This window comes from Lysobacter sp. OAE881 (genome assembly GCF_040546665.1).
Classification (GTDB): Bacteria; Pseudomonadota; Gammaproteobacteria; order Xanthomonadales; family Xanthomonadaceae; genus Lysobacter_J; species Lysobacter_J soli.
Genome location: NZ_JBEPOG010000001.1, coordinates 1,482,485 through 1,504,460 on the forward strand (window position 1 = coordinate 1,482,485; position 21,976 = coordinate 1,504,460).

At 67.6% G+C, this 21,976-nt stretch carries 14 protein-coding genes and 1 pseudogene; 5 read left to right on the plus strand and 10 right to left on the minus strand.

Features of this window, described 5'->3' with window-relative positions:
* Positions 1-2 precede the first annotated feature (2 nt).
* The 8 genes and pseudogenes from bamA to pyrH form a co-directional block, all read right to left on the minus strand.
* Entirely contained in the window at positions 3-2,489 is a 2,487-nt protein-coding gene (gene bamA / locus ABIE51_RS06900) for an outer membrane protein assembly factor BamA (RefSeq protein ID WP_192630167.1), read from the minus strand.
* Positions 2,490-2,575: 86 nt separating this feature from the next.
* On the minus strand, positions 2,576-3,940 hold the full coding sequence (rseP, locus tag ABIE51_RS06905; RefSeq protein WP_192630168.1) for an RIP metalloprotease RseP: 1,365 nt from the start codon (positions 3,938-3,940) through the stop codon (positions 2,576-2,578).
* A gap of 27 nt (positions 3,941-3,967) precedes the next feature.
* Positions 3,968-5,135 (minus strand): annotated as a pseudogene (locus ABIE51_RS06910) (1-deoxy-D-xylulose-5-phosphate reductoisomerase).
* A gap of 53 nt (positions 5,136-5,188) precedes the next feature.
* Positions 5,189-6,040, minus strand: coding sequence for a phosphatidate cytidylyltransferase (locus ABIE51_RS06915; RefSeq protein ID WP_192630170.1), 852 nt, complete (start codon positions 6,038-6,040; stop codon positions 5,189-5,191).
* A complete protein-coding gene (gene uppS / locus ABIE51_RS06920; protein ID WP_192630171.1) occupies positions 6,037-6,804 on the minus strand; it encodes a polyprenyl diphosphate synthase in 768 nt (255 codons plus the stop codon). The genes ABIE51_RS06915 and uppS overlap by 4 nt, the downstream gene beginning before the upstream one ends.
* 17 nt (positions 6,805-6,821) lie before the next feature.
* Positions 6,822-7,379, minus strand: a complete 558-nt coding sequence (frr, locus tag ABIE51_RS06925) for a ribosome recycling factor (protein ID WP_115840830.1) — start codon at positions 7,377-7,379, stop codon at positions 6,822-6,824.
* Positions 7,380-7,489: 110 nt separating this feature from the next.
* Entirely contained in the window at positions 7,490-8,452 is a 963-nt protein-coding gene (locus tag ABIE51_RS06930) for a cation diffusion facilitator family transporter (RefSeq protein ID WP_192630172.1), read from the minus strand.
* Between the two features lie 209 nt (positions 8,453-8,661).
* Positions 8,662-9,387 (minus strand): UMP kinase, encoded by a 726-nt coding sequence (gene pyrH, locus ABIE51_RS06935; protein ID WP_115840828.1) that lies wholly within the window; start codon positions 9,385-9,387, stop codon positions 8,662-8,664.
* 341 nt (positions 9,388-9,728) lie between these two features.
* Between pyrH and ABIE51_RS06940 the strand changes: the two genes are divergently transcribed.
* The 5 genes from ABIE51_RS06940 (at position 9,729) to ABIE51_RS06960 (ending at position 19,209) form a co-directional block, all read left to right on the plus strand.
* Positions 9,729-12,731, plus strand: a complete 3,003-nt coding sequence (locus ABIE51_RS06940; protein ID WP_192630173.1) for a TonB-dependent receptor — start codon at positions 9,729-9,731, stop codon at positions 12,729-12,731.
* Positions 12,732-12,795: 64 nt separating this feature from the next.
* Positions 12,796-14,346, plus strand: coding sequence for a tetratricopeptide repeat-containing sulfotransferase family protein (locus ABIE51_RS06945; RefSeq protein ID WP_192630174.1), 1,551 nt, complete (start codon positions 12,796-12,798; stop codon positions 14,344-14,346).
* Between the two features lie 161 nt (positions 14,347-14,507).
* A complete protein-coding gene (locus ABIE51_RS06950; RefSeq protein ID WP_325050550.1) occupies positions 14,508-15,257 on the plus strand; it encodes an RNA polymerase sigma factor in 750 nt (249 codons plus the stop codon).
* Entirely contained in the window at positions 15,254-16,228 is a 975-nt protein-coding gene (locus tag ABIE51_RS06955; protein WP_192630175.1) for a FecR family protein, read from the plus strand. The genes ABIE51_RS06950 and ABIE51_RS06955 overlap by 4 nt, the downstream gene beginning before the upstream one ends.
* A gap of 140 nt (positions 16,229-16,368) precedes the next feature.
* Positions 16,369-19,209, plus strand: a complete 2,841-nt coding sequence (locus ABIE51_RS06960) for a TonB-dependent receptor domain-containing protein (RefSeq protein ID WP_354503714.1) — start codon at positions 16,369-16,371, stop codon at positions 19,207-19,209.
* Positions 19,210-19,869: 660 nt separating this feature from the next.
* On the opposite strand, the gene tsf is transcribed toward ABIE51_RS06960, so the two are convergent.
* Both tsf and rpsB read right to left on the minus strand, forming a co-directional pair.
* The gene (gene tsf / locus ABIE51_RS06965; RefSeq protein WP_115840823.1) at positions 19,870-20,751 is read right to left on the minus strand and encodes a translation elongation factor Ts; all 882 of its coding nucleotides are present in this window, start codon (positions 20,749-20,751) and stop codon (positions 19,870-19,872) included.
* Between the two features lie 135 nt (positions 20,752-20,886).
* Positions 20,887-21,693, minus strand: coding sequence for a 30S ribosomal protein S2 (gene rpsB / locus ABIE51_RS06970; protein WP_115840822.1), 807 nt, complete (start codon positions 21,691-21,693; stop codon positions 20,887-20,889).
* Between the last annotated feature and the right edge of the window lie 283 nt (positions 21,694-21,976).

Consider the following 21,976-nt stretch of genomic DNA (forward strand, 5'->3'; position numbering starts at 1 on the left):
CGTCAGAACGTACCGCCGAAGGTGAACTGCAGGCGCTCGAGCTCGTCGCCCTCGGTGACGATATTGCCGTTGGCGTCGTACACGGTGTCCTGCTTCTTGATCGGGAACGCGTAGCTGATCGAGATCGGACCCATCGGCGAGCGCCACATCAGCGCGATACCCGTCGACATGCGCAGGTCGCCCGCATCGAAGGCGTCGTAGTCCTTGTAGACGTTGCCGACGTCGAAGAACGCCGAGACGCGCGCGGCCGGCGTGTCGAGCAGGGTCGGGAAGTACATTTCCAGCGAGCCCACCGTCTTGAACGCGCCACCGATCGGCTGCAGGTAGTTCGGGTTGCCGGCCGGAGCGTCGCGCGGACCCAGCGTGTTGTCGGTGAAGCCGCGCACCGAGCGCACGCCACCGGCGTAGAAGTTCTCGAAGAACGGCAATCCGCTGGCCGTGATGGTGCGGATGAAGTCGTCATCTCCCTCCACGCAGCTGTAGTTGCCCGCGGTGCGGCACAGGTTGCGCGTCTTGTCGTTGCCGTAGCTGTCGCCGTAACCGAGTTCGGCGCGCGTGTTGAGCACGAAGTGGCGCGACAGCGGCCAGAACTTGGAGATGTTGTAGTTGAGCTTGTAGTACTCGGCGGTCGAGCCGGGCAGCGTGGTTTCCAGCCACACGCGCTGCTGCATGCCGCGCGTCGGGGTCAGGAAGCTGTCCAGCGAATTGCGGCCCCAGCCCACTTCCGCGCGCCAGGCGTGGAAGGTCTGGCGATCCATCGCGAGCACGTAGTCCACGATGCTCGCCGGCGTGGAGCCCGGGAAGACGAGGATCTCGTTCGTGTCGACGCCCAGCATCGCCGTGACCGTGTCGGTCTCGGTGATCGGCAGGCCGAACACCGCCTGCGCGGCGCCGGAATTGGTCGAGTACTGCGCGGTGTTGAAGTCGGAGTAGTCGAGCTCGCGCCACCACAGGTTGTAGCCCAGCGACAGACCGTTGTCGGTGAAGTACGGATTGCGGAACGAGAAGTCGTAGCGCTGCATGTAGTCGTTGCGCTGCGCCTGCACCGACACCTGGTTGCCGCTGCCCAGGAAGTTGGTCTGCGACAGCTGCACCTGCGCGGTCAGGCCCGACAGCTGCGAGAAGCCCAGGCCGAACACGAAGCTGCCCGACGTGGTTTCCTTGAGGTTGTAGACCACGTCGACCTGGTCGTTGGTGCCCGGCACCGGCACGGTCTCCACGTCGACGGTCTCGAAGTAGCCCAGCTGCTGCAGGCGGATCTTCGAGCGGTCGATCGCGGCCTGCGAATACCAGGAACCTTCGAACTGGCGCATCTCGCGACGGATCACTTCGTCGCTGGTGCGGCTGTTGCCCTTGTAGGTGATGCGGCGCACGTTGACGCGCGGGCCCGGCACCACCTGCATGTTGATGCCGACGGTCTTGTTCTCGCGGTTCACGTCCGGGATCGGATTGACCTGCGCGAACGCGTAGCCGACGTTGCTGAGCGTGTTGACGATCGCGTCGGAGCTGATTTCCAGCAGGCGGCGCGAAAAGATCTGGTCGGGCTTGACCAGCACCAGGCGCTCGATCTGCTCCTTCGGCAGGATCGTGTCGCCCGTGACCTGCACGCTGGCGACCTTGTACTGCTCGCCCTCGGTGATGCCGGCGGTGAGGAACATGTCCTGGCGGTCGGGGCTGATCGAGACCTGCGTGGAGTCCACGCTGAAGTCCACGTAGCCGCGGTCCAGGTACCAGGAGTTGAGCTTCTCGAGGTCGCCGGAGAGCTTCTCGCGCGAGTACTGGTCGTCGCGGCGGTACCAGCTCAGCCAGTTGTGCTCCTTCGACTCCCAGCTGTCGAGGATGTCCTTCTCTTCGAACTTCTCGTTGCCGATCAGGTTGACGTGGCGGATCTTGGCCGCCTTGCCTTCCTTGACGGTGATCGTGATGTCGACGCGATTGCGGTCCAGGCGCGAGACCGTCGGATTGATCTCGACGTTGTACTTGCCGCGGTTGTTGTACTGGCGCGTCAGTTCCTGCGTCACGCGATCGAGCGCGAGGCGGTCGAAGGTGTCACCCTCGGAAAGACCGGCTTCCTTGAGGCCCTTGAGCAGGTCCTCGGACTTGATGTCCTTGTTGCCCGTCAGCGTGAGCTTGTTGATCGCGGGGCGCTCGGTCACGGTGACCACGAGGATGTCGCCCTGGCGGCCGACGTTGACGTCCTCGAAGAAGCCGGTCTTGTAGAGCGAGCGGATCGCTTCGCCGACGCGCGAGGCGTCGATGGTGTCGCCGCGCTCGATCGGCAGGTAGGTGAACACCGTACCGGCGGAGATGCGCTGCAGACCGTCGATGCGGATGTCGCTGACGGTGAACGTACCGACGGACGCGGTCGACTGCGGCGAGCCTGCCAGGGCGAACGGATCGGCCGACTGTGCCAGGGCAGGCAGGGCGGTCGAACCCATCGCCGCGATCAGGGCGAGGGCGAGCAGGCGGCGGGGCGGCGTTGGCGTCATTGATACGTCCGGTTGAGGGTCGTGTTGGCCCGGGGCCGGGCGTCGGTTCGAGGCGAAAGCGGATCGGCGCAGGCAGGTGTCCGGCATCAGCGCACCAGGTTGTTCATGATGTCGTTGTAGAACGCCAGGCCCATCAGGCCGGCGATCAGCGCCAAGCCCACGTACTGTCCGGCGGCCATCGCCCGTTCGCTGACCGGGCTGCCCTTGACCAGCTCGATAAGGTAATACAGCAGGTGACCGCCGTCCAAGATCGGGATCGGCAGCAGGTTCAGGATGCCCAGGCTGAGCGAAAGCATCGCCAGCATCTGCAGGAACCACGCCGCACCGTTCTGGGCGGACATGTTCGCGGCGCGCGCGATGGTGATCGGGCCTGCGACGGTGTTCTGCACCGATACGCGGCCGGTGAAGGCGCGGCCGATCATCGCGAACAATTCCTGCGTCTGGTGGACGCTCTCGCGGAACGCGGCGGGGATGGCGGCGATGGGGCCGTAGCGCAGCACGGAATCCTTTGCCGGTTCGGGTGGCATCGCCGCGGCGACACCCAGTCCCCAGTATTCCTGACCCGTCTGCGCGTGCTTCATGCGCGCGGGCGCGATCTCCAGCGCGAGGCGATCGCCCTTGCGCTCGACTTCGATCATCGCCGGACCGCCATGCTCGCCGAGCGCCTGCACCCGCGGGCCGATGTCGTCCCATGCCGTGACGGGCTGACCGTCGATCGCGGTGATGCGGTCGCCTTCGGCGAGCACGCCCCACGCGGGCGTGTCCGGCGCGACACGGCCCACCAGCGGCGGCACCAGCATGTAGCGCGGCGTCAGGCCCATTACCTCGACCGCGCGGCGTTCGTCGAACGTCGCGGGCAGGTTGGACAGATGCAGTTCGCGCGTGGCTTCGCTGCCCGAGTCCGTGCGCACGCGCACCGTCGTGTCGGCGTGGTCGAGCGCGGCCGGAATCAGCGCCATCACCGCCTCGCTCCACGTCGGTGTCTGGCGGTCGCCCACGGCGAGGATCGTGTCGCCCTGGCGCAGGCCGGCCGACGCCGCGATGCCGGTGGCGTGACCGACGACCGGCGCGTAGTCGGCGCGGCCGACCACGAACATCGCCCAGAACAAGGCCACGCACAGGATGAGGTTGGCGATCGGGCCAGCGGCCACGATGGCGATGCGCTTCCACACCGGCTGCCGGTTGAACGCCTGCGGCTGCAGCGCGGGCGGCACGGTGAACTCGCGCTCGTCGAGCATCTTGACGTAGCCGCCGAGCGGGATCGCCGCGATCACGTATTCGGTGCCGTCCTTGCCACGACGCATCCACAGCGGCTTGCCGAAGCCGACCGAGAAGCGCAGCACCTTGACGCCGCTGCGTCGCGCGATCCAGTAGTGCCCGAACTCGTGAAAGGTCACGAGCACGCCGATCGCGACGATCAACCACCAGATGGAGCCGAGGAACTCACTCATGGCGATGCGGGCTCAGGCCGGAGGTGGTCATGCGCAGGCGGCGACGGCCTGTGCGGCATGGCGTCGTGCCTGTGCATCGGCATCGCGCAGGGCCGCCAGCGACGTCGCCGGGGTGGAGGGGAGCGCGGCGAGGGTGTCCTCGACCATCGCGGGTATCGCTAGGAAACCGATGCGGCGCTGAAGAAATGCTGAAACGGCCACTTCGTTGGCGGCATTCAGGACGGCCGGCGCGGTGCCGCCCGCCAGCAGCGCCTCGAACGCCAGACGAAGACAAGGGAAGGCGTCCAGGTCCGGCGGCTCGAAGTCGAGCCGGCCGTGCGCGAGCATGTCCAGGCCCGACACGCCCGACTCGATTCGTTCGGGCCAGCCGAACCCGACCGCCAAGGCGGTACGCATGTCCGGCAGGCCAAGCTGGGCGAGCGTGGAACCGTCGACGAATTCCACCAGCGAATGCACCAGGCTCTGCGGGTGCACCAGCACCTGGATGCGGTCGCCGTCGACGCCGAACAGGTGGTGCGCCTCGATGACCTCCAGCCCCTTGTTCATCAGGGTGGCGGAGTCGACCGAGATCTTCGGGCCCATCGACCATTTGGGATGGGCCACGGCCTGCTCGGGCGTGACCTCGCCGAGGTCCTTGCGACGACGGCCGCGGAACGGGCCGCCCGACGCGGTCAACAGGATGCGGCGCAGCCCGGCATGCGCATGCGCGTCGGGCAGGCACTGGAAGATCGCGTTGTGTTCGCTGTCCACCGGAACGATCGTCGCGCCACCTGCGTGCGCAACCTGCATCAGCAGTTCGCCCGCGAGCACGAGCGATTCCTTGTTCGCCAGCAGGATGCGCTTGCCCGCGCGCGCGGCGGAGAGCGTCGACGGGAGCCCGGCGGCGCCGACGATGGCCGCAACGACGGTGTCGCATTTGTCGCTCGCGACCAGGTGTTCCAGCGCGTCGTCGCCGCAATGGGCCTGGGTCGACAGCCCGGCGTCGCGCAAGCCGTCGCGCAATGTCGCGAAGGCGGCCTCGTCGGCGATGACGGCGTGATCGGGGCGATGGCGGCGGCACAGCTCGACGAGCGCGGCGGCATTGCTGCCGGCCCGCGAGCACGCACGCGCGCAGGCGCTCGGGATGGCGCGCGATCACGTCCAACGCGGACGTGCCGATCGAACCGGTGGCACCCAGGACGGCGACGTGGCGCATGTCAGTGCACGCCCATCGGAAGATCGCGATCGTCGGAAGCGGCAACCATCGGATCAGAAACCAAGGAACGCCTTGCCGACGGCGAAGACCGGCAACGCGGCGAGCACGCCGTCGATGCGGTCGAGGATGCCGCCATGGCCGGGAATCAGGTGGCCGGAATCCTTCACGCCCGCGTGCCGCTTGAGCAGGCTTTCGAACAGGTCGCCCACGACGGAGAACAGCACGGCCACCAGCGCCACCAGCGCGACGGCCGGCAGCTGATTCGGCGTCGCGCCGGCCAGCAGCGCGAACGCGATGCCGACCACGATGCCGGCGAGCACGCCGCCCATCAGGCCTTCGATCGTCTTGTTCGGACTGATGCGCGGCGCGAGCTTGCGCGGCCCGAACAGCTTGCCGCCCAGCTTGCGGCCGGCGAAGTAGGCGCCGCTGTCGGCCGCCCAGACGATGGCGAGCGCCGTGAGCAGCCAGCGGTGGCCATTGGGCTGGCCCGCATGGATCCAGGCCAGCGCGCACCACGCCGGAATGACGCTCAGCGCGCCGGCCGCGAGCTTGAAGACACGCGCGTAGGTTTCGTGATCGCTGGCGAATTCGTACCGTCTAAGCCACACGAGTGCCAGCAGCCACCACACCACGCCGATGACGCAGGCGAGCTGGAACAGCACCATGCTGTAGCCCGTGGACGAACGCGACGCCCACACGATGGCGACCATCACCGCGAGGTGGGCGACCAGCAGCACGGTGCGGGCGAGGGTGTCTTCTATCTCGGCGAGGTCGAACCACTCCCACAGTCCCGCCAGGAACAGCACCGCCGCGACCGCGACCATCCAGGGCGTGGGCAGCAGCAGGATCGCGGCGATCGCGACCGGCGCCATCACCAGTGCGGCGAGCAGGCGGGTTCGGGTCATTCGGAAATCTCGTTGGTCGGGGCCGGCGCGACCTGCGCGCCGGTGAGGCCGAAGCGGCGCTGGCGGCCGGAATAGTCGTCCAGGGCGCGCTGCAGTGTGGCGGCATCCAATTCGGGCCACAACAGCTCGGTGAACCACAACTCGGTGTACGCCAGCTGCCACAGCAGGAAGTTGCTGATGCGCGTTTCGCCGCCGGTGCGGATGAACAGGTCCGGCGGAGGCAGCTCGGCCAGCGACATGCGCGAGGCGAGTGCGCGTTCGTCGATCTCGTCCGGATCCAGGTGGCCCGCGGCGACGTCGTGGGCGAGCGAGCGTGCCGCCTGCGCGATGTCCCATCGTCCGCCGTAGCTGGCGGCGATGGTCAGGTGCAGGCGCGTGTTGGCGCGGGTGCGGTCCTCGGCGGCGGACATCTGCCGGCCGATCGCCTCGCTGAAGCGCTCGCGCTCGCCGATGAAGCGCACGCGCACGCCGCGGCGGTCGAGTTCGTCGACCTCGCGCTCCAGCGCGCCGAGGAACAGCTTCATCAGCGCGCCCACCTCATCCTCGGGGCGGCCCCAGTTCTCGCTGGAAAACGCGAACAGGGTGAGCGCCTCGATGCCGCGCTCGAGGCAGAAGTCGATGCACACGTTGACCGCGCGCGCGCCGGCGCGATGGCCGATCGCGCGCGGGCGACGACGACGCTCCGCCCAGCGCCCGTTGCCGTCCATGATGACGGCGAGGTGGCGCGGAATGCGGACGACTGCGGTGGCAGGGTCGGACGACATGACGGGGCTCTGACCCGTCAGACCGCCATGAGTTCCTGTTCCTTCGCCTTGACCACTTCGTCGACGTCCTTGATCGCCGCGTCGGTGATCTTCTGGATCTCGGTTTCGGCGCGCGCCACGTCGTCCTCGGTGACCTGCTTGTCCTTCAGCAGCTCCTTGACCTGGTGGTTGGCGTCGCGACGGATGTTGCGGATCGCCACCTTGGCGTTCTCGCTCTCCGAGTGCACGAGCTTGGACAGCTCCTTGCGGCGCTCCTCGGTCAGCGCGGGGAGATTGAGGCGGATCACGGTGCCGGCGGTGTTCGGGGTGAGGCCGAGGTCGGAGGCGAGGATCGCCTTCTCGACCGCGCCGACCATCTGCTTCTCCCACGGGGTGATCGTCAGCGAGCGCGCATCGGAGATGGCGACGGTAGCGACCTGCGAGAGCGGCATGTCGGAGCCGTAGTAGTTCACTTTCAGGTGATCGACCAGCGCGGTGGTCGCGCGCCCGGTGCGGATCTTGATCAGGTCGTGGCGAAACGCGTCGACGCTCTTGGCCATGCGGGTCTGTGCGTCTTTCTTGATGTCGTTGAGCATCGCCGGCTCCGGTCCTGTTGCGGTAATCGCGGGATTATATAGGCACGCAGCGCATCCCCGCCCGCGGGGCGCGGCCGGCACGTGGACGGAGCGTGATCCCGGGCGGCCCCTCAGTGGGCGTGGTCGTGCCCGTGCGGGTGGCGGTGCTCGTGGGCCCCGTGCGGGGCGCGATCGTGACGATCGTGTTCGCACGCGCGACCCAACTCGACCTGGAGGGTCGGGTGGTTGATGCCGAAACGCTGGTCGAGCTCGCGGTTCAGCCGGTCGATGAAGGCGTCGTGTTCGCCCAGGTCGGTCCCCGCCATGGGGCGCACGAGGTGCGCCGTCATCGCGATTTCGCCCGCCCCGAGCGACCAGATGTGCAGGTGGTGCACGGCCTGCACGCCGGGCTGGGACGCAAGGAAGTCCTGCACCTCGGTCTGGCGGATGCTTGGTGGTACCGCGTCCATCGCGGCGTTGAAGGCGTCGCGCAGCAGCCCGAAGGCGCCCACCGCGACGACGACGCTCACCAGCAGCGCGATCGCCGGGTCGAGCCATTCCCAGCCCAGCCACCAGATGCCGGCGCCTGCGATGACGGCGGCGAGCGAGACGGCGGCATCGGCGATCAGGTGCAGGAACGCGCCGCGACGGTTGAGGTCCTGCTCATGGCCTTCGCGCACCAGCCAGGCGGCGCCGAGGTTCACCGCGATGCCGATCGCCGCGACGATCATCACCGGCAGCGCCGGGATCTGCGGCGGCGCGTTGAAACGGCGCATGGCTTCCCACGCCAGTGCGCCGGAGAAGCCGACCAGCAGCACGGCGTTCGCTAGCGGCGAAAGCAGCGTGGCGCGGCGCCAGCCGTAGGTGTGGCGGTCGGTGGGCGCGCGTCGTGCCAGCGCCGCCGCGCCCCAGGCCAGGCCGAGGCCCAGCACGTCGCCGAAGTTGTGCAGCGCGTCCGACAGCAGCGCGAGCGAGTTGGTGGCGAAACCGTAGCCCGCTTCGAGCGCGGTGTAGGCGAGGTTGATCAGCGTGACGGCGGCGAATGCGCGCGTCGAGCTGATCGCGGTGTGGTCGTGATGGTGTCCGTGGCCCATGCGGCGGATGGTGGCATGGGCATCGGCGCGGACTCTATTACAGCGATCCAGCTGTCGAGGCGGCCTTTTCAGACGTCATCGCGGCGAACGCCGGGATCGATTTTCGCTTTCCGGCATGGGGAGGCATGCACCGCAAACACGGAGGCTGGCCCTCACCGACCCTCACCCCAACCCCTCTCCCGGTGGGAAAGGGGCCCAAGCACGGGCCCTCAGTTGTTGCGGCCCTGCACCAGCGTGCCGATATGTTCGCCGTTGAGGATCTTCAGCAGCTGCCCCGGCTGGCCCATATCGAAGATGCGCAGGGGCAGGTCGCTGTCGCGGCAGAGGGCGAAGGCGGCGGTGTCCATCACCTGCAGGTCGCGGGCGATGACCTCGTCGTAGCTGAGCTTTTCGAAACGCACCGCGTCGGTGTGCTTCTTCGGATCCTTGTCGTACACGCCGTCGACCTTGGTCGCCTTCAGCAGCAGGTCCGCGCCGATCTCGATCGCGCGCAGCGCCGCGCCCGAATCGGTGGTGAAGAACGGATTGCCCGTGCCGGCGGCGAAGATCGCGATCCGGCCCTTTTCCAGGTGGCGGATCGCGCGGCGGCGGATGTAGTCCTCGCACACGTCGTTGATCTTGATCGCGCTCATCACGCGGCAGCGGGCGCCGAGCTTTTCCAGCGCGTCCTGCATCGCCAGCGCGTTGATGACGGTGGCGAGCATGCCCATCTGGTCGCCGGTCACCCGGTCCATGCCGCCTGCAGCCAGGCCCGCGCCGCGGAAGATGTTGCCGCCGCCGATCACCAGCGCGACTTCGGCCCCGGCCTGCTGCGCCTCGATCACCTCGCGGGCGAGGCGGCCGATCATCTTCGGGTCGATCCCGTAATCCTCGTCCCCCATCAGCGCCTCGCCGGAAAGTTTGAGCAGGACACGGCGATAGGCGAGCTGGGACATGGGGGCCTCGGTGGTGGGTGGGCAAACGGCGGAATTGTACGGGATCGGGCGTCTTGGCCGCGGGATGCCGCCAAGGGTCGCCGGGAGTGCCCCCTGCCGCGGCGCACCACGTAGCTAGAGCAATCGCAACGTACGGGCAAGCGCCGTTTTGTCCGGAAAGCCACTTTGGGCTTTGCCGATGTTGTCGCCAAAACTTTCTGAATCCGCCTGTTATGGCTTGATTAAGACTATTTCACGTCGCGTGCATTGAAGCGCCGGGATGCCGAAAGTCATATTCGGCTCGCCTTCGGGGGGAAGGCACACCCATCACTTAGGGGATCCAAAACGTGGCAAGAACAACGATGAATCGTGCGCTGCGACGCAGCGCGCTGACGGTAGCGCTTGGCCTTTGTTTTGCGAGTAACGTCCACGCCCAGTCGAATACGGCCGGCGCCGTCTTCGGCCAGGCGCAGGCGGGCGACACCGTGCTGGTCGAGAATCCGTCGACCGGTTTCAAACGCGAGATCCGCGTCGGCAGCGACGGCTCGTACCGCGCGTCCGCACTGCCGACCGGCAACTATCGCGTCACCCTGCAACGCGCCGATGGCACCACCTCGACGCGCGAGAACGTCACCGTCAACGTAGGTACCGGTACGTCGGTGAATTTCGCCGCAGCCGCTGCCAGCGGCGCGACGACGCTGGACGCGGTGCAGGTCACCGCGATGGCGATGGTCAACCCCATCGACGTCTCGTCGGTGGAATCGACCACCATCCTCACCGCCGAGCAGATCGCGAAGATCCCGGTGCCGCGTGACGTCACCAGCGTCGCGCTGCTGGCGCCGGGCACGGTGAAGGGCGATGCGGCCTTCGGCAACCTCGCCTCGTTCGGCGGTGCGTCGGTGGCAGAGAACGCCTACTTCGTCAACGGCTTCAACATCACCAACTCGTTCAAGGGCTTGAACTTCGCCAACATCCCGTTCGAGGCGATCGGCGAGCAGCAGATCAAGACCGGCGGCTACGGCGCCGAGTTCGGCCGCGCGCTGGGCGGCGTGGTCAACCTGATCACCAAGCGCGGCACCAACGAGTTCCACGCGGGGGGCAACATCTTCTACACGCCCGAAAGCCTGCGCGGGGACGGCAAGAGCCGCTATTCGCCCAGCGGCCTGCTCGTCGAAGACAACTCGCGCGACAAGCTCGGCGACGAGACCATCGCGTCGGTGTGGGCCAGCGGCGCGCTGGTGAAGGACACGCTGTTCGGCTACGCGCTGGTGCAGTACGGCCGGGAAAGCGGCATCCGCAACTTCGGCGACAACATCAGCGTCGCCAACGACAGCGAAACCGCGAAGAACCCGAACTGGGTCGTCAAGCTGGACTGGAACATCAACGACGCCAACCTGCTGGAGTTCACCGGCTTCTCCGACAAGAAGGAAAGCGAGCGCGACGTCTTCTCCAATCCGCAGGGCCAGAGCGTCCGCCAGAACTACCTGGGCACGGTGCACGACGAGAACGGCGGCGAAAACTACGTCCTGAAGTACACGGGCTATTTCACCGACACCTTCACGCTGAGCGCGCTGTACGGCACGGGCGAATACAAGCGCAACAACTACGCGGTGAACGCCGCCGGCCAGCGCCTGGTCTACGACGGCAACGTAAGCCCCGACAACGCCACCGGCATCGTCGGCGCGCAGGGTTGCCCGCTGGTGACCGATGGCCGCCCCGACGCGGTCGCCGGGCTCATTCCGGCCTACACCAGTTCGTGCGCGTTCCTGACTGGCGCAGATACCACCGCGCACAACCTCGGCCTGCAGGACGCGCGCGACAAGCGCGAGCAGTTCCGCATCGACGCCGAATGGCAGCTGGGCGCACACCTGCTGCGTTTCGGCTACGACACCGACACGTTCAAGTCGCGCGACGGCGAGGCGAGCGAGGGCGGCGCCGCATGGCGTTACGTGGTCCGCCGCGACGAGGAGATGGTGCGTCGTCGCGTCTTCCAGACCGGCGCGAACGTCGAGGTCGATTCGCGCGCGTTCTACGTCGAGGACAACTGGAGCATCACCGACAACTTCATCGCCTACGTCGGCCTGCGCTGGGACAGCTTCGAGAACAAGAACGGCGAAGGCCAGACCTACGTCAAGCAGGACAACCAGTTCGGTCCACGCCTGGGCTTCTCGTGGGACGTCAACGGCGATTCGACGTTCAAGATCTTCGGTAACGCCGGTCGCTACGCGTTGCCGATCGCCTCGAACGTGGCCATCCGCGGTTCGAGCCCCTCGCTGTACAGCCAGGAGTACCTGTACTACGACGGCGTCGATCCCGTCACCGGCGCGCCGATCAACCCGCACGCGACGGGCGATGCGCGCGACGCGCTGTCCTACCTCAACAACGAGTTCGGCACCGGCAAGGATCCGCGCACGGTGACGTCCAGGAACCTCGATCCGCAGTACCAGGACGAGTACATCCTCGGCTTCCAGGCGGCGATCACGGACAACTTCTCCGGCGGCGTGCGCGCGATCTACCGCGACCTCAAGCGCGGCATCGACGACCAGTGCGATTACCGCATCCTGGCCGAGTGGGCCGACGAGAACGGCTACGCCATCGACTCGTACAACCCGGCGTTCGCGTTCTGCCACATCTACAACCCCGGCAGCGACCTGGACATCCAGATCGACATCGACGCCGACGGCACGCTGGAAGACGTGTACATCCCGGCCGACCGCATCGGTCCGAAGGCCAAGCGCACCTACCAGGCGCTGGAATTCTTCGCCGAAGGCCAGCTGACCGACAGGTTCTTCCTGCAGGGTTCGTACACCTGGGCGAAGAACAAGGGCAACGCCGAAGGTGGCGTGAAGTCCGACATCGGCCAGGACGACACCGGCGTGACGCAGGACTTCGACTATCCGGAGCTGATGATCGGTTCGGAAGGCTACCTGCCCAACGACCGTCGCCACACGCTGAAGCTGTTCGGCAACTACGAGTTCACCGACCAGTGGTCGGCCGGCGCGAACTTCCTCTACCAGAGCGGGCGCCCGGTCAACTGCTTCGGCGTGAATCCGGTGGATGACGACATCGGTTACGGCAACAGCTACTTCTACTGCGACGGCGCCGTGGTGCCGCGTGGTACGGCCGGCCGTACGTCCGACATCTACAACCTGGACCTCAACGTGGCATATCGCCCGTCCTTCGCCGAAGGACGACTGGCGCTGAAGGTGGACGTGTTCAACGTCTTCAACCGCCAGGACGCGCTCGCGGTGGACGAGTCCGGCGAGGACAGCACCGGCAACTCGCTGCGCGACATCACGTACCTGACGCCGACCGTGTACCAGGCGCCGCGTGCGGTGCGTTTCATGGTGCAGTACAACTGGTAACCCGCAGTGCGCCGCGGCCGCCTCGTGCACATGCACGGGGCGGCCGCGGCTTTTTTCGAGAGAGATGAGCCAGGACATCGATTCCCTGCTGGAACGCGCCGAGCGGATGGCCGCGCAGCGCGATTTCGCCCAGGCGCGCCAGGCGCTGCACGCCGCGCAGACGCTCGCGCCTGACGATGCGCGCGCGCCGTTGCAGTTGTCGTACGTCGAATCCCTCGACGGCCATTACCGCGCCGCGCGCGAGGCCGCATTGCGCGCGCACGCGCTCAAGCCACGGAACGAGGCGTCGCTGCAGGAACTCGTGCGTCGGCTACGTACGTTCAACGAAGCCGGCGCGATCCGCGACATCCTCCAGCGCCTGCCACCGCTGCGCGAGGTAGGCATTCCGCTGCTGCTGACCATGGCCGCGCAGTTGAGTTACCTCAACCGGCAGGAAGAAGCGCTCACGCTGCTGGACGAAGCCAGGCGTGGCGATCCCGATTACCCGCCGACGCTGGTGTCGCGAGGACAGGTGCTCACCTACCTGGGCCGTTTCGACGAAGCCGAAGCCGACCTGTTGCGCTGCGTGCGACGCGCGCCGGAACTCGCATCGGCATGGTGGGCCTTATCCCGCCTGCGCAGGCAGACGTCGGAGTCGAACCACGTCGACGCGATCCGCGCGCAACTGGCGCGCCCGGGCCGTCGCGCGGACGACGTCGCGCTGCTCGCGTTCGCGTTGCACAAGGAATACGACGACCTCGGCGATGTCGCCGCGGCCTGGCAGGCGCTGGAACTGGGCTGCCGCGCCAAGCGCTCGACGTTGCGCTACTCGGCGTCGGAAACCGCTGCGCTGGTGGACGCGCTCATCGCGGCGCCGACCTCGCCGGCGTCGCATTCCGTTTCCGCCGGCGACGCCACGCCGATCTTCATCGTCGGCATGCACCGCTCGGGCACGACGCTGCTCGAACAGCTGCTCGCGGCGCATCCGGCTGTCGCCGCGCTGGGCGAGCTATACGACTTTACTTCGCGCATGCGCGAAGCCACCGATCGGCATTGCCGCGGCGTGATCGACACGGCCGTCGTGGAGCGTGCGCGCGACGTCGATTTCGCCGAGGTCGGGTGCGGTTACCTCGACGGGGTCGCCTGGCGACTCGACGGCGCGACCGCGTTCATCGACAAGCTGCCGACCAATTTCTTCCACATCGGCCACATCTGCCGAGCGCTGCCCAACGCGAAGATCCTCCACATGCGGCGCGATCCGATGGAGACGTGTTTCTCCAACCTGCGCGAGCTGTTTTCCGACGCGAACCTGCATTCCTACGGGCAGCACGAACTGGCCGACTACCACGCGCAGTACCAGCGCCTGATGGCGCACTGGCAGGCGCGCTTTCCGGGGCGCGTGCTCGACGTCGACTACGCGGCCCTGACCGCCGACCCCGAGCCGGTGATGCGCCAGGTCGCCGCCTTCTGCGGGTTGGACTTCATGCCGGCCATGCTCGACCCGCGTGGCGAAGGCCGCGGCGTCGCTACGGCCAGCGCCGTGCAGGTTCGTGAAGGCGTGCTCAGCCGCGCGGAGCCCAAATGGCGCCGCTATTCCCGATGGCTCGAGCCAATGAGAACCGCGTTGCAGAGCTGAACGGACACGGCCATGGGCGGTGGGGTAGGGGCGGCAGCCTGCGTTGATCTGGCATGGACGGACGCGCGCACCACCCACTCATGACGGATCCGGATGCCTCGACGGCGGCCGAGGCCTCCGCATGGGCGGCGCGCGCATGCTACAAATTCGCCTTGAGCGAAGTGCTGTCCGGTGATGAGGGCCTGCTTTCCGATGTGGAAGCGGGCTGGAAGTGGGGCGATCCGGACCGCGCCGAACCCGTCCCCGCTGGAGCCGCCGGTCCCTACCATGCGTTCGAATCGTTCTCGGCCTTCGGGCTGGCCCTGCCGCACGGCAAGGCGATCGGCATGACCCCGTCGGGCGCGATGCGATCCAGCCAGGACGAGGACGCCCACGCCGCGACCGGCGCGGGTGGGGACGGCTTCGACCAGTTCCTGCGCGAACACCGTCCGATGCTGGTCGCGTGGCTGAGTCGCCGCATCGGCGACGACGATGCCCAGGACGTCGCGCAGGAAGCGCTGGTGCGCCTCATGCGTTACCGCGCGCAGCCGGTCGAACAGCTGCGTCCGCTGATGTACCGCATCGCCATCAACGTGATCCACGACCGCGGTCGCCGCGATTCGACGCGGCAGGTCTTCGCGCACGTGAGCCTGGACCAGGATTTCGTCGGCCTGCCGTCGCTGGAACCCACCCACGAGACGCGCATCGGGCACGAACAGGAACTGGCGCTGGTACGCGCGGCGATCCTGCAACTGCCGGAGCGCTGCCGGCAGGTGTACCTGCTCAACCGCATCGATGGCCTCAGTTACAGCCAGATCGCGCAGCACTGCGGGATCTCGGTGAAGGCCGTCGAGAAGCACATCGGAAAGGCGCTGTCGCTGCTGCGTACGAAGCTGCGCAGCGAAGGCGCCGATCGCGAGGAACGCACATGAACACACGGACGTGGCAGCCGGCCGACGGCGAGGCCGAAGCGTGGATGGCGCGCCTGATGGCGCCCGACTGCACGCCGGCCGACCGGGCGGCCTTCGAGGACTGGCTGGCGCAATCGCCGCGAAACATCGAAGCGTGGCTGGAAATGGAGCGCGTGCAGGCGCTGTCGGCGCAACTGCGCTCCGACGAAATGCTGCGCGCGACCACGCGCGCCATCCGCCGCACGCCCGCGCGCCCGTTCAACGCTTGGCTCCCGGCCGCTGCTGCCGCGGTGCTGGTGGTCGCCGTGGCGGCGATCTGGTGGCGCTACGAGCCGGAAACCGCCGCGACCTCGCACCGCTACGCCACCACGACGGGCGAGCAGAGCGAAGTGACGCTCGCCGACGGCACCGTCGTACTCCTCGACACCGGCACGCAGCTGACGGCCACGTTCGATTCGCGCGAACGCGTCGTCGAACTCGAACGCGGCCGTGCGCAGTTCGTCGTCGGCGTCGATGCGGAGCGGCCGTTCCTGGTGAAGGCCGGCCCGAGCGTCGTGCGCGACGTCGGCACGACCTTCCAGGTCGCTCGGCGCGAGGGCGCGGTGGACGTAGGGCTGCTCGAAGGCCGCGTCGATGTAAGCACGACGGGCGACCGCGCCGTCGCGCGCCTGGCGCCTGGCGAGGCGGTGAGCGTGGATGCCGCTGGCCGCATCGGTCCGAAGGCGCCGCTGGACGTGGCGAGCGCGCGCGCCTGGCCGCAGGGCGACCTGGTGTTCAAGCAGCGCCGCCTGGACGAACTGCTGGCGGAGATGAACAAGTATTCGAAGCAGCAGGTGCGGCTGGCCGATCCGGCGCTCGGCGGGCTGACCGTGAGTGGCGTCTTCCACGCCGGCGACCAGGATGCGCTGGTGGCGGTGCTGGAGCGCGGCTGGTCGCTGCGTGCCGAACGTCGCGGAGCGGACGAGATCGTGCTGCATCGTCGCGACAACTGACGCGGACGACGCTCCCGCCGACGGCGGTCGAATCGATCGGCGACATTGCTCGCCAGCTGGATCGTTAAACAAACGTTGCGCGGCGAAGCCGCGCTCTCGTATCGTGTGAGCAACTTTCACGTTGACTCGCGCAATCGCCAATGGCCAGGAAGTTCCGACTCGCCCTCGCCATTGCCGGAGCCCTCTCGATGGCATGCGCGGCGGCGCCGGTGTGCGCCGCGGAGTCGACGTCGCCCGCGTCGGTGCGTTTCGTCATCCCGGCCGGCAGCCTCGACCACGCATTGCAGACGCTCGCCACGCAGGGCCGCGTGCAGTTGATGTACGCGCCCGCACTGGTCGGCGAACGCCGCTCGTCCGGCCTGCAGGCCGACCTGCCGGCGGCGCGCGCACTCGACGTGCTGTTGCAAGGCAGCGATCTGCATGCCGTACAGGTCACGCCGAACACGTTCCTGATCGAGCGCGCGCCGACGCCTGAGGTTGCGGCCCCAGTGCCCGCGCCCGTGCGCGAACCGGTCGAACTGGCGACGGTGGAAGTGACCGGCACGCACATCCCGCGCGCGTCGATCGACGTCGTCACGCCCGCGCCGCTCACGCGCATCAGCCGCGCGCAGATCGAGGCGAGCGGCTACCAGACGGTGTTCGAACTGCTGAGCTACCAGCCCGGCATGATCAGCCACCACCCGGTGGACGTGGCGACCGACGGCAGCTTCAACTCGCAGCAGCCCTTCGCCGCCGCGGCGACGACGAGCCTGTACGGCCTGGGCCCGCGCGCGACGCTGATCCTGGTCGACGGACGGCGCGTAGCGAACTACGGCCTTGCGTCCGCCGACCTCGGCGGCCTGACCGACCTCAACGGCATCCCGCTCACGATGGTCGACCGCATCGAGGTGATGCGCGGCGGCGCGTCGGCGATCTACGGCGCCGACGCGATGGCCGGCGTCATCAACATCATCCTGAAGAAGGAACAGCAGGGTGGCGAAGTCACCGCGCGCTACGGCTTGTCCGAGCGCGGCGACGCCGAGCAGCGACGCCTGTCGCTGAGCTATGGCGAAGCAACAAAGCGCGGCGGCAACTTCTTCCTCGGTGCCGATTACTTCCACCGCGACGCCCTGGAGGGCGATGCGCGCTCGTGGCGTACCGCCGACCTGAGCCGCCATGGTCTCGCCGACCGACGCATTCCGCTGGGCTATTTCAGCCTGTTCGACCTGGAAATCATCCAGCCTGCGTGCCCGGACGATGTGCGTGCCGCGAACGGCGGCTGCTTCCTCGACGTGCCGCGTTACCTGACGCTGCAGCCGGAACTGGAAAGCGGAGCGGTCTACGCGCGCCTGCGCCAGCCGCTCGGCGACACGCTGGAGTTCGACGGCTCGCTTCGCCTCGGGCAGGTGCGCCAGAGCCTGCAGGCGGCGCCGCTGCACGGCGCGATCCCGATGCCGGATGGACATCCGGACAACCTGTTTCCCGATATTCCCACGCAGCTGGACTACGCCTTCTTCGACGTCGGCCCGATCCGCAGTCGCAGCGAGTCGCGCACGGTCGACCTCGACCTGGGGCTGTCGGGCCTGTGGCGCGACTGGGAATGGCGCGCGGGCGTGTCGCACCATCAAAGCCGTGTCGACAACCAAATCGACGGGCTGATCAGCAACGCCGCGCTGTCGCAGGCGCTGGTCGACTACAGCTACCGCTTCAACTCGCCCGACAACCCGCCCGACGTGCTGCGCGCGCTGTCGCCGCGGGTGGAAGTGGAAGGCGAGGCGCGCTTCGACCAGTTCACCTTCGCGGTGAATGGCTCATGGTTCTCGCTGCCCGGCGGCGAGGCGCAGACCGCGCTCGGCGTGGAATGGATGCGCGATGCGCTGCGCAACGAACCCGACCAGCGCATGCTCGACGGCGACGTCGCGCTCGGCGCGCAGAAGAGCCGGCTCGACGACAGCCAGACCAGTTCGGCGTTCTATGCCGAGATGAGCCTGCCGGTCGCGACGTGGCTGCACGCCGACCTCGCATGGCGCATCGACAGCCGCCAGGGGTACGGCAGCGAAACCTCGCCGATGTTCGGGCTGAAATGGATGCCGATGGAGACGCTCACCGTGCGCGCGACGTCGGCGACCGGGTATCGCGCGCCATCGCTGTTCGAACTGCGCCGGCCGAGCATCGCCGGCGGCACGTTCGAAGTCGTCGAAGCGACGCCGGCGATGGCGCCCTGCGCGATTCCGACGAACTTCATGGGCGTGGACTACTGCATCGTCACGCACGGGGCGATCGAGAATCCCGACCTCGCGCCGGAGACCTCCCGCAGCCAGGCGCTGGGCCTGGTGTGGGCGCCGACGCAGGCGTTCGACGTGAGCCTGGACCGCTTCCGCATCCGTCGTCGCAACGAGATCGTGACGACCGATGCGTTGTCGGATCCGGAAGCGTTCCCGCTGTCGCACGAACGCAACGAGCAGGGGCAACTCGTCGCGATCAACGACTACTTCACCAACGTCGGCCGCACGCAGGTGGACGGCTGGGAACTGCAATCGGAGTACCGCCTCGACACCGCATCGGCCGGGCGCTTCACCTTCCGCCTCGCGGCGAGCTACCTCGAATCGCTGACGCGGCAGGCGAGCCCGGACGCACCGGAACTCGATTACGCCGGACACGGTTCGCCGAAGCGCTCGGTGCTGGCAGGAGCGGAGTGGATGTTCGGCGACTGGATCACGACGCTCAACGTGCACCAGCTCGGTCCGGTGGACATCGCATCGCCTTCGGGCACGTGCCCGACGCTCAACACGCAGGCGGGGCGTTGCCGCACGCCGTCGTCGACCACGGCCGACCTGTATCTGGCGTACATCGGGTTCGACAGCTGGAGGTTGTCGCTGAACATCGACAACCTCACCGATCGCGAGCCGCGCAACTACGATCCGGCGAAGGGCGGTTACGACATCGCCTACGACGACCCACGCGGTCGTTATTACCTGGTGAGCGCGACTTACCGGTTCTGAGATGACGGCTTGAGGCGCGTTTGTCGCTGCTGGCGACAGCGTCAGCCTGGCTAGCGCCAAGCCTGCTGTAGCTGGCACTCCCACACTCGAACCCACTTCATCGTCATTCCCGCGAAGGCGGGAATCCATGGACTTTCCACGCTCTCACGACACGGTCAAAGCGCCGGGGTGCCCGTCATAGGGGCCCACACGGAAAGCCTGGAACGTCCCTGGATCCCCGCCTTCGCGGGAATGACGAGCAGGAGCGGGGAACCTGCGGCGCTAGAACCAAGGCCTGCCGCGTCCCCACGTCGCATTCAGCCGGCGACCTCAAAAAAATGTCGGAACGGGGTAGGGGGGATGCAATCGGCGCGCGTTATGGAGAACGAAGAGGAATCAGGACGACGGATACGGATGTCTCCGCGCCACGGACGGCGCACTTCTTCGGCGGTCCATCTTGGGCGGCCACGACTCATGCGTACCAGGAGGGTGCGTACTGGCGGGAACCACGGGACTCGCCACCGGATCGAAGCGGACCCTGCCGCCTAGATCCCTTCTGGAGAGGCCCCGGACGGCTTCTCCAGACCTTCCCCCGGCGGCGCCGCCTCTCCCCCGCGCCGCAGCAAACGGAAAAGGCCGCGATCGCTCGCGGCCTTTTCTCTGTCCGAAGGGACCGGAGGCTTACGCCAGGCCGGCCTGCTTCATGACTTCGGCGGCGTAGTCTTCCACCACCTTCTCGATGCCTTCGCCCACGGCCAGGCGCTGCATGCTGACCACTTCGGCGCCGGCGGCCTTCAGGACCTGCTCGACGGTCTGGTTGGTGTCCAGCACGTACGGCTGGCCGTACAGCGTGACCTCGTTGACGATCTTGGCGATCTTGCCGCTGATGATCTTCTCGAGGATGTCGGCCGGCTTGGCCTTGTCCTTGTCGGACATCTTGGCCAGCTCGATTTCCTTTTCCTTCGCGACGAAGTCGGCCGGGACGTCCGACGCCTTGATGTGCGGCGGGTTCATCGCGGCGACGTGCATCGCCAGGCCACGGGCCAGGTCGGCGTCGCCGCCCTTGACCTCGACCAGCACGCCGATCTTGCCGCCGTGCACGTAGGCCGCGACGTTGTTGTTGCCGTCGACCAGCGCGATGCGACGCACCTGGATGTTCTCGCCGAGCTTGGCGATCGCGGCGGCGCGGGCTTCCTCGACCGTCTCGCCCGAGGCGAGCTTGGCGGCCTTGACGCCTTCGACATTCGTGGCACCGGAGGTCAGCGCGGCGTTGGCGACGGCGTTGGCGAAGGCGAGGAAGTTCTCGTCCTTGGCGACGAAGTCGGTCTCGGAGTTGATCTCGACCAGCACGGCCTTGCCGCCGTTCTGCGCGACGGCGATGCGGCCTTCGGCAGCGACGCGGTCGGCCTTCTTGTCGGCCTTGGCCAGGCCCGACTTGCGCAGCCACTCGGCCGCGGCGTCGATGTCGCCGTTGTTCTCGGTGAGCGCCTTCTTGCACTCCATCATGCCGGCGCCGGTGCGCTCGCGCAGTTCCTTGACCAGGGAAGCGGTGATTTCTGCCATGGGGGTACCTCTGAATGGTGAAGGGCGGGCAGCGCCCGCCTTTGCGATTTCGATACGTGGGCGGGATCGACCCGCCGACGCGAAAACGTGGATGTGGCCGCGACGACAGCGTCGCGCGGCCACATGACGCGGTCCTTACTCGGCCGCTTCGGCCTTCTTGCCGGCAGCCTTCTTGGCCGGGGCGCGGCGCGGAGCCTTGCCTTCCTCGCCCTCGGCGGCTTCGGCGAAGTCTTCCTCGCGGACCGACGCGGCCTGCGGAGCGGCGGCCTTGCCTTCCAGCACGGCGTCGGCGGCGGCACGGGCGTACAGCTGCACGGCGCGGATGGCGTCGTCATTACCCGGGATGGCGTAGTCGACCAGGGCCGGATCGTAGTTGGTGTCGACGACGGCGATGACCGGGATGCCGAGCTTCTTGGCTTCCTTGATCGCGATGTCTTCGTGGCCGATGTCGATCACGAACAGCGCGTCGGGCAGGCGGTTCATGTCCTTGATGCCGCCCAGCGAGGCTTCCAGCTTGTCGCGCTCACGGCGCAGGCCCAGCACTTCGTGCTTGACCAGCTTCTGGAACGTGCCGTCGGTTTCGGCCGCTTCCAGCTCCTTCAGGCGCTGGACCGACTGCTTCACGGTGCGGAAGTTGGTCAGCGTGCCGCCCAGCCAACGCTGGTTCATGTACGGCATGCCGCAACGCTCGGCCTCTTCCTTGATCGCCTCGCGCGCGCTGCGCTTGGTGCCCAGGAACAGGATCATGCCGCGCTTCTGGGCGATGCCCGAGATGAAGTTCATCGCGTCGTTGAACAGCGGAACCGTCTTCTCGAGGTTGATGATGTGGATCTTGCCGCGGGCGCCGAAGATGTACGGGCCCATCTTCGGGTTCCAGTAACGGGTCTGGTGGCCGAAGTGGACGCCGGCTTCGAGCATCTGGCGCATGGTGATCTGGGGCATTGCTTGTAACTCCAGGCAGTGGAACCGGCCGCCAGCGTGAACAGAGCACGGTGTGATGGCGGTGCCGCCGGCAGGGCCGGGGGCGAGGGTTCCGGGGTTGGGCCTCCCCGCAGCGTTCGTGGCCGAACCAGGCGTCCTGGTGGACGTCCGGCACCCCGGCACGACGTGTGGCTGCGGGTGTGTATTCGCCTGCGTCCGGACGGGTCCGGTGCGCTTTCGCCCTGGCGTGGGCGTCAGGATCGGCGCAAGGCCGGTCGCTGAGCCGCGGAAGTGTAGCCGGAAC

Coding starts and splice junctions, on each gene's coding strand:
- bamA (WP_192630167.1), bottom strand. CDS start 2,489: ATGACGCCAACGCCGCCCCGCCGCCTGCTCGCCCTCGCCCTGATCGCG.
- rseP (WP_192630168.1), bottom strand. CDS start 3,940: ATGAGTGAGTTCCTCGGCTCCATCTGGTGGTTGATCGTCGCGATCGGC.
- ABIE51_RS06915 (WP_192630170.1), bottom strand. CDS start 6,040: ATGACCCGAACCCGCCTGCTCGCCGCACTGGTGATGGCGCCGGTCGCG.
- uppS (WP_192630171.1), bottom strand. CDS start 6,804: ATGTCGTCCGACCCTGCCACCGCAGTCGTCCGCATTCCGCGCCACCTC.
- frr (WP_115840830.1), bottom strand. CDS start 7,379: ATGCTCAACGACATCAAGAAAGACGCACAGACCCGCATGGCCAAGAGC.
- ABIE51_RS06930 (WP_192630172.1), bottom strand. CDS start 8,452: ATGGGCCACGGACACCATCACGACCACACCGCGATCAGCTCGACGCGC.
- pyrH (WP_115840828.1), bottom strand. CDS start 9,387: ATGTCCCAGCTCGCCTATCGCCGTGTCCTGCTCAAACTTTCCGGCGAG.
- ABIE51_RS06940 (WP_192630173.1), top strand. CDS start 9,729: ATGAATCGTGCGCTGCGACGCAGCGCGCTGACGGTAGCGCTTGGCCTT.
- ABIE51_RS06945 (WP_192630174.1), top strand. CDS start 12,796: ATGAGCCAGGACATCGATTCCCTGCTGGAACGCGCCGAGCGGATGGCC.
- ABIE51_RS06955 (WP_192630175.1), top strand. CDS start 15,254: ATGAACACACGGACGTGGCAGCCGGCCGACGGCGAGGCCGAAGCGTGG.
- ABIE51_RS06960 (WP_354503714.1), top strand. CDS start 16,369: ATGGCCAGGAAGTTCCGACTCGCCCTCGCCATTGCCGGAGCCCTCTCG.
- tsf (WP_115840823.1), bottom strand. CDS start 20,751: ATGGCAGAAATCACCGCTTCCCTGGTCAAGGAACTGCGCGAGCGCACC.
- rpsB (WP_115840822.1), bottom strand. CDS start 21,693: ATGCCCCAGATCACCATGCGCCAGATGCTCGAAGCCGGCGTCCACTTC.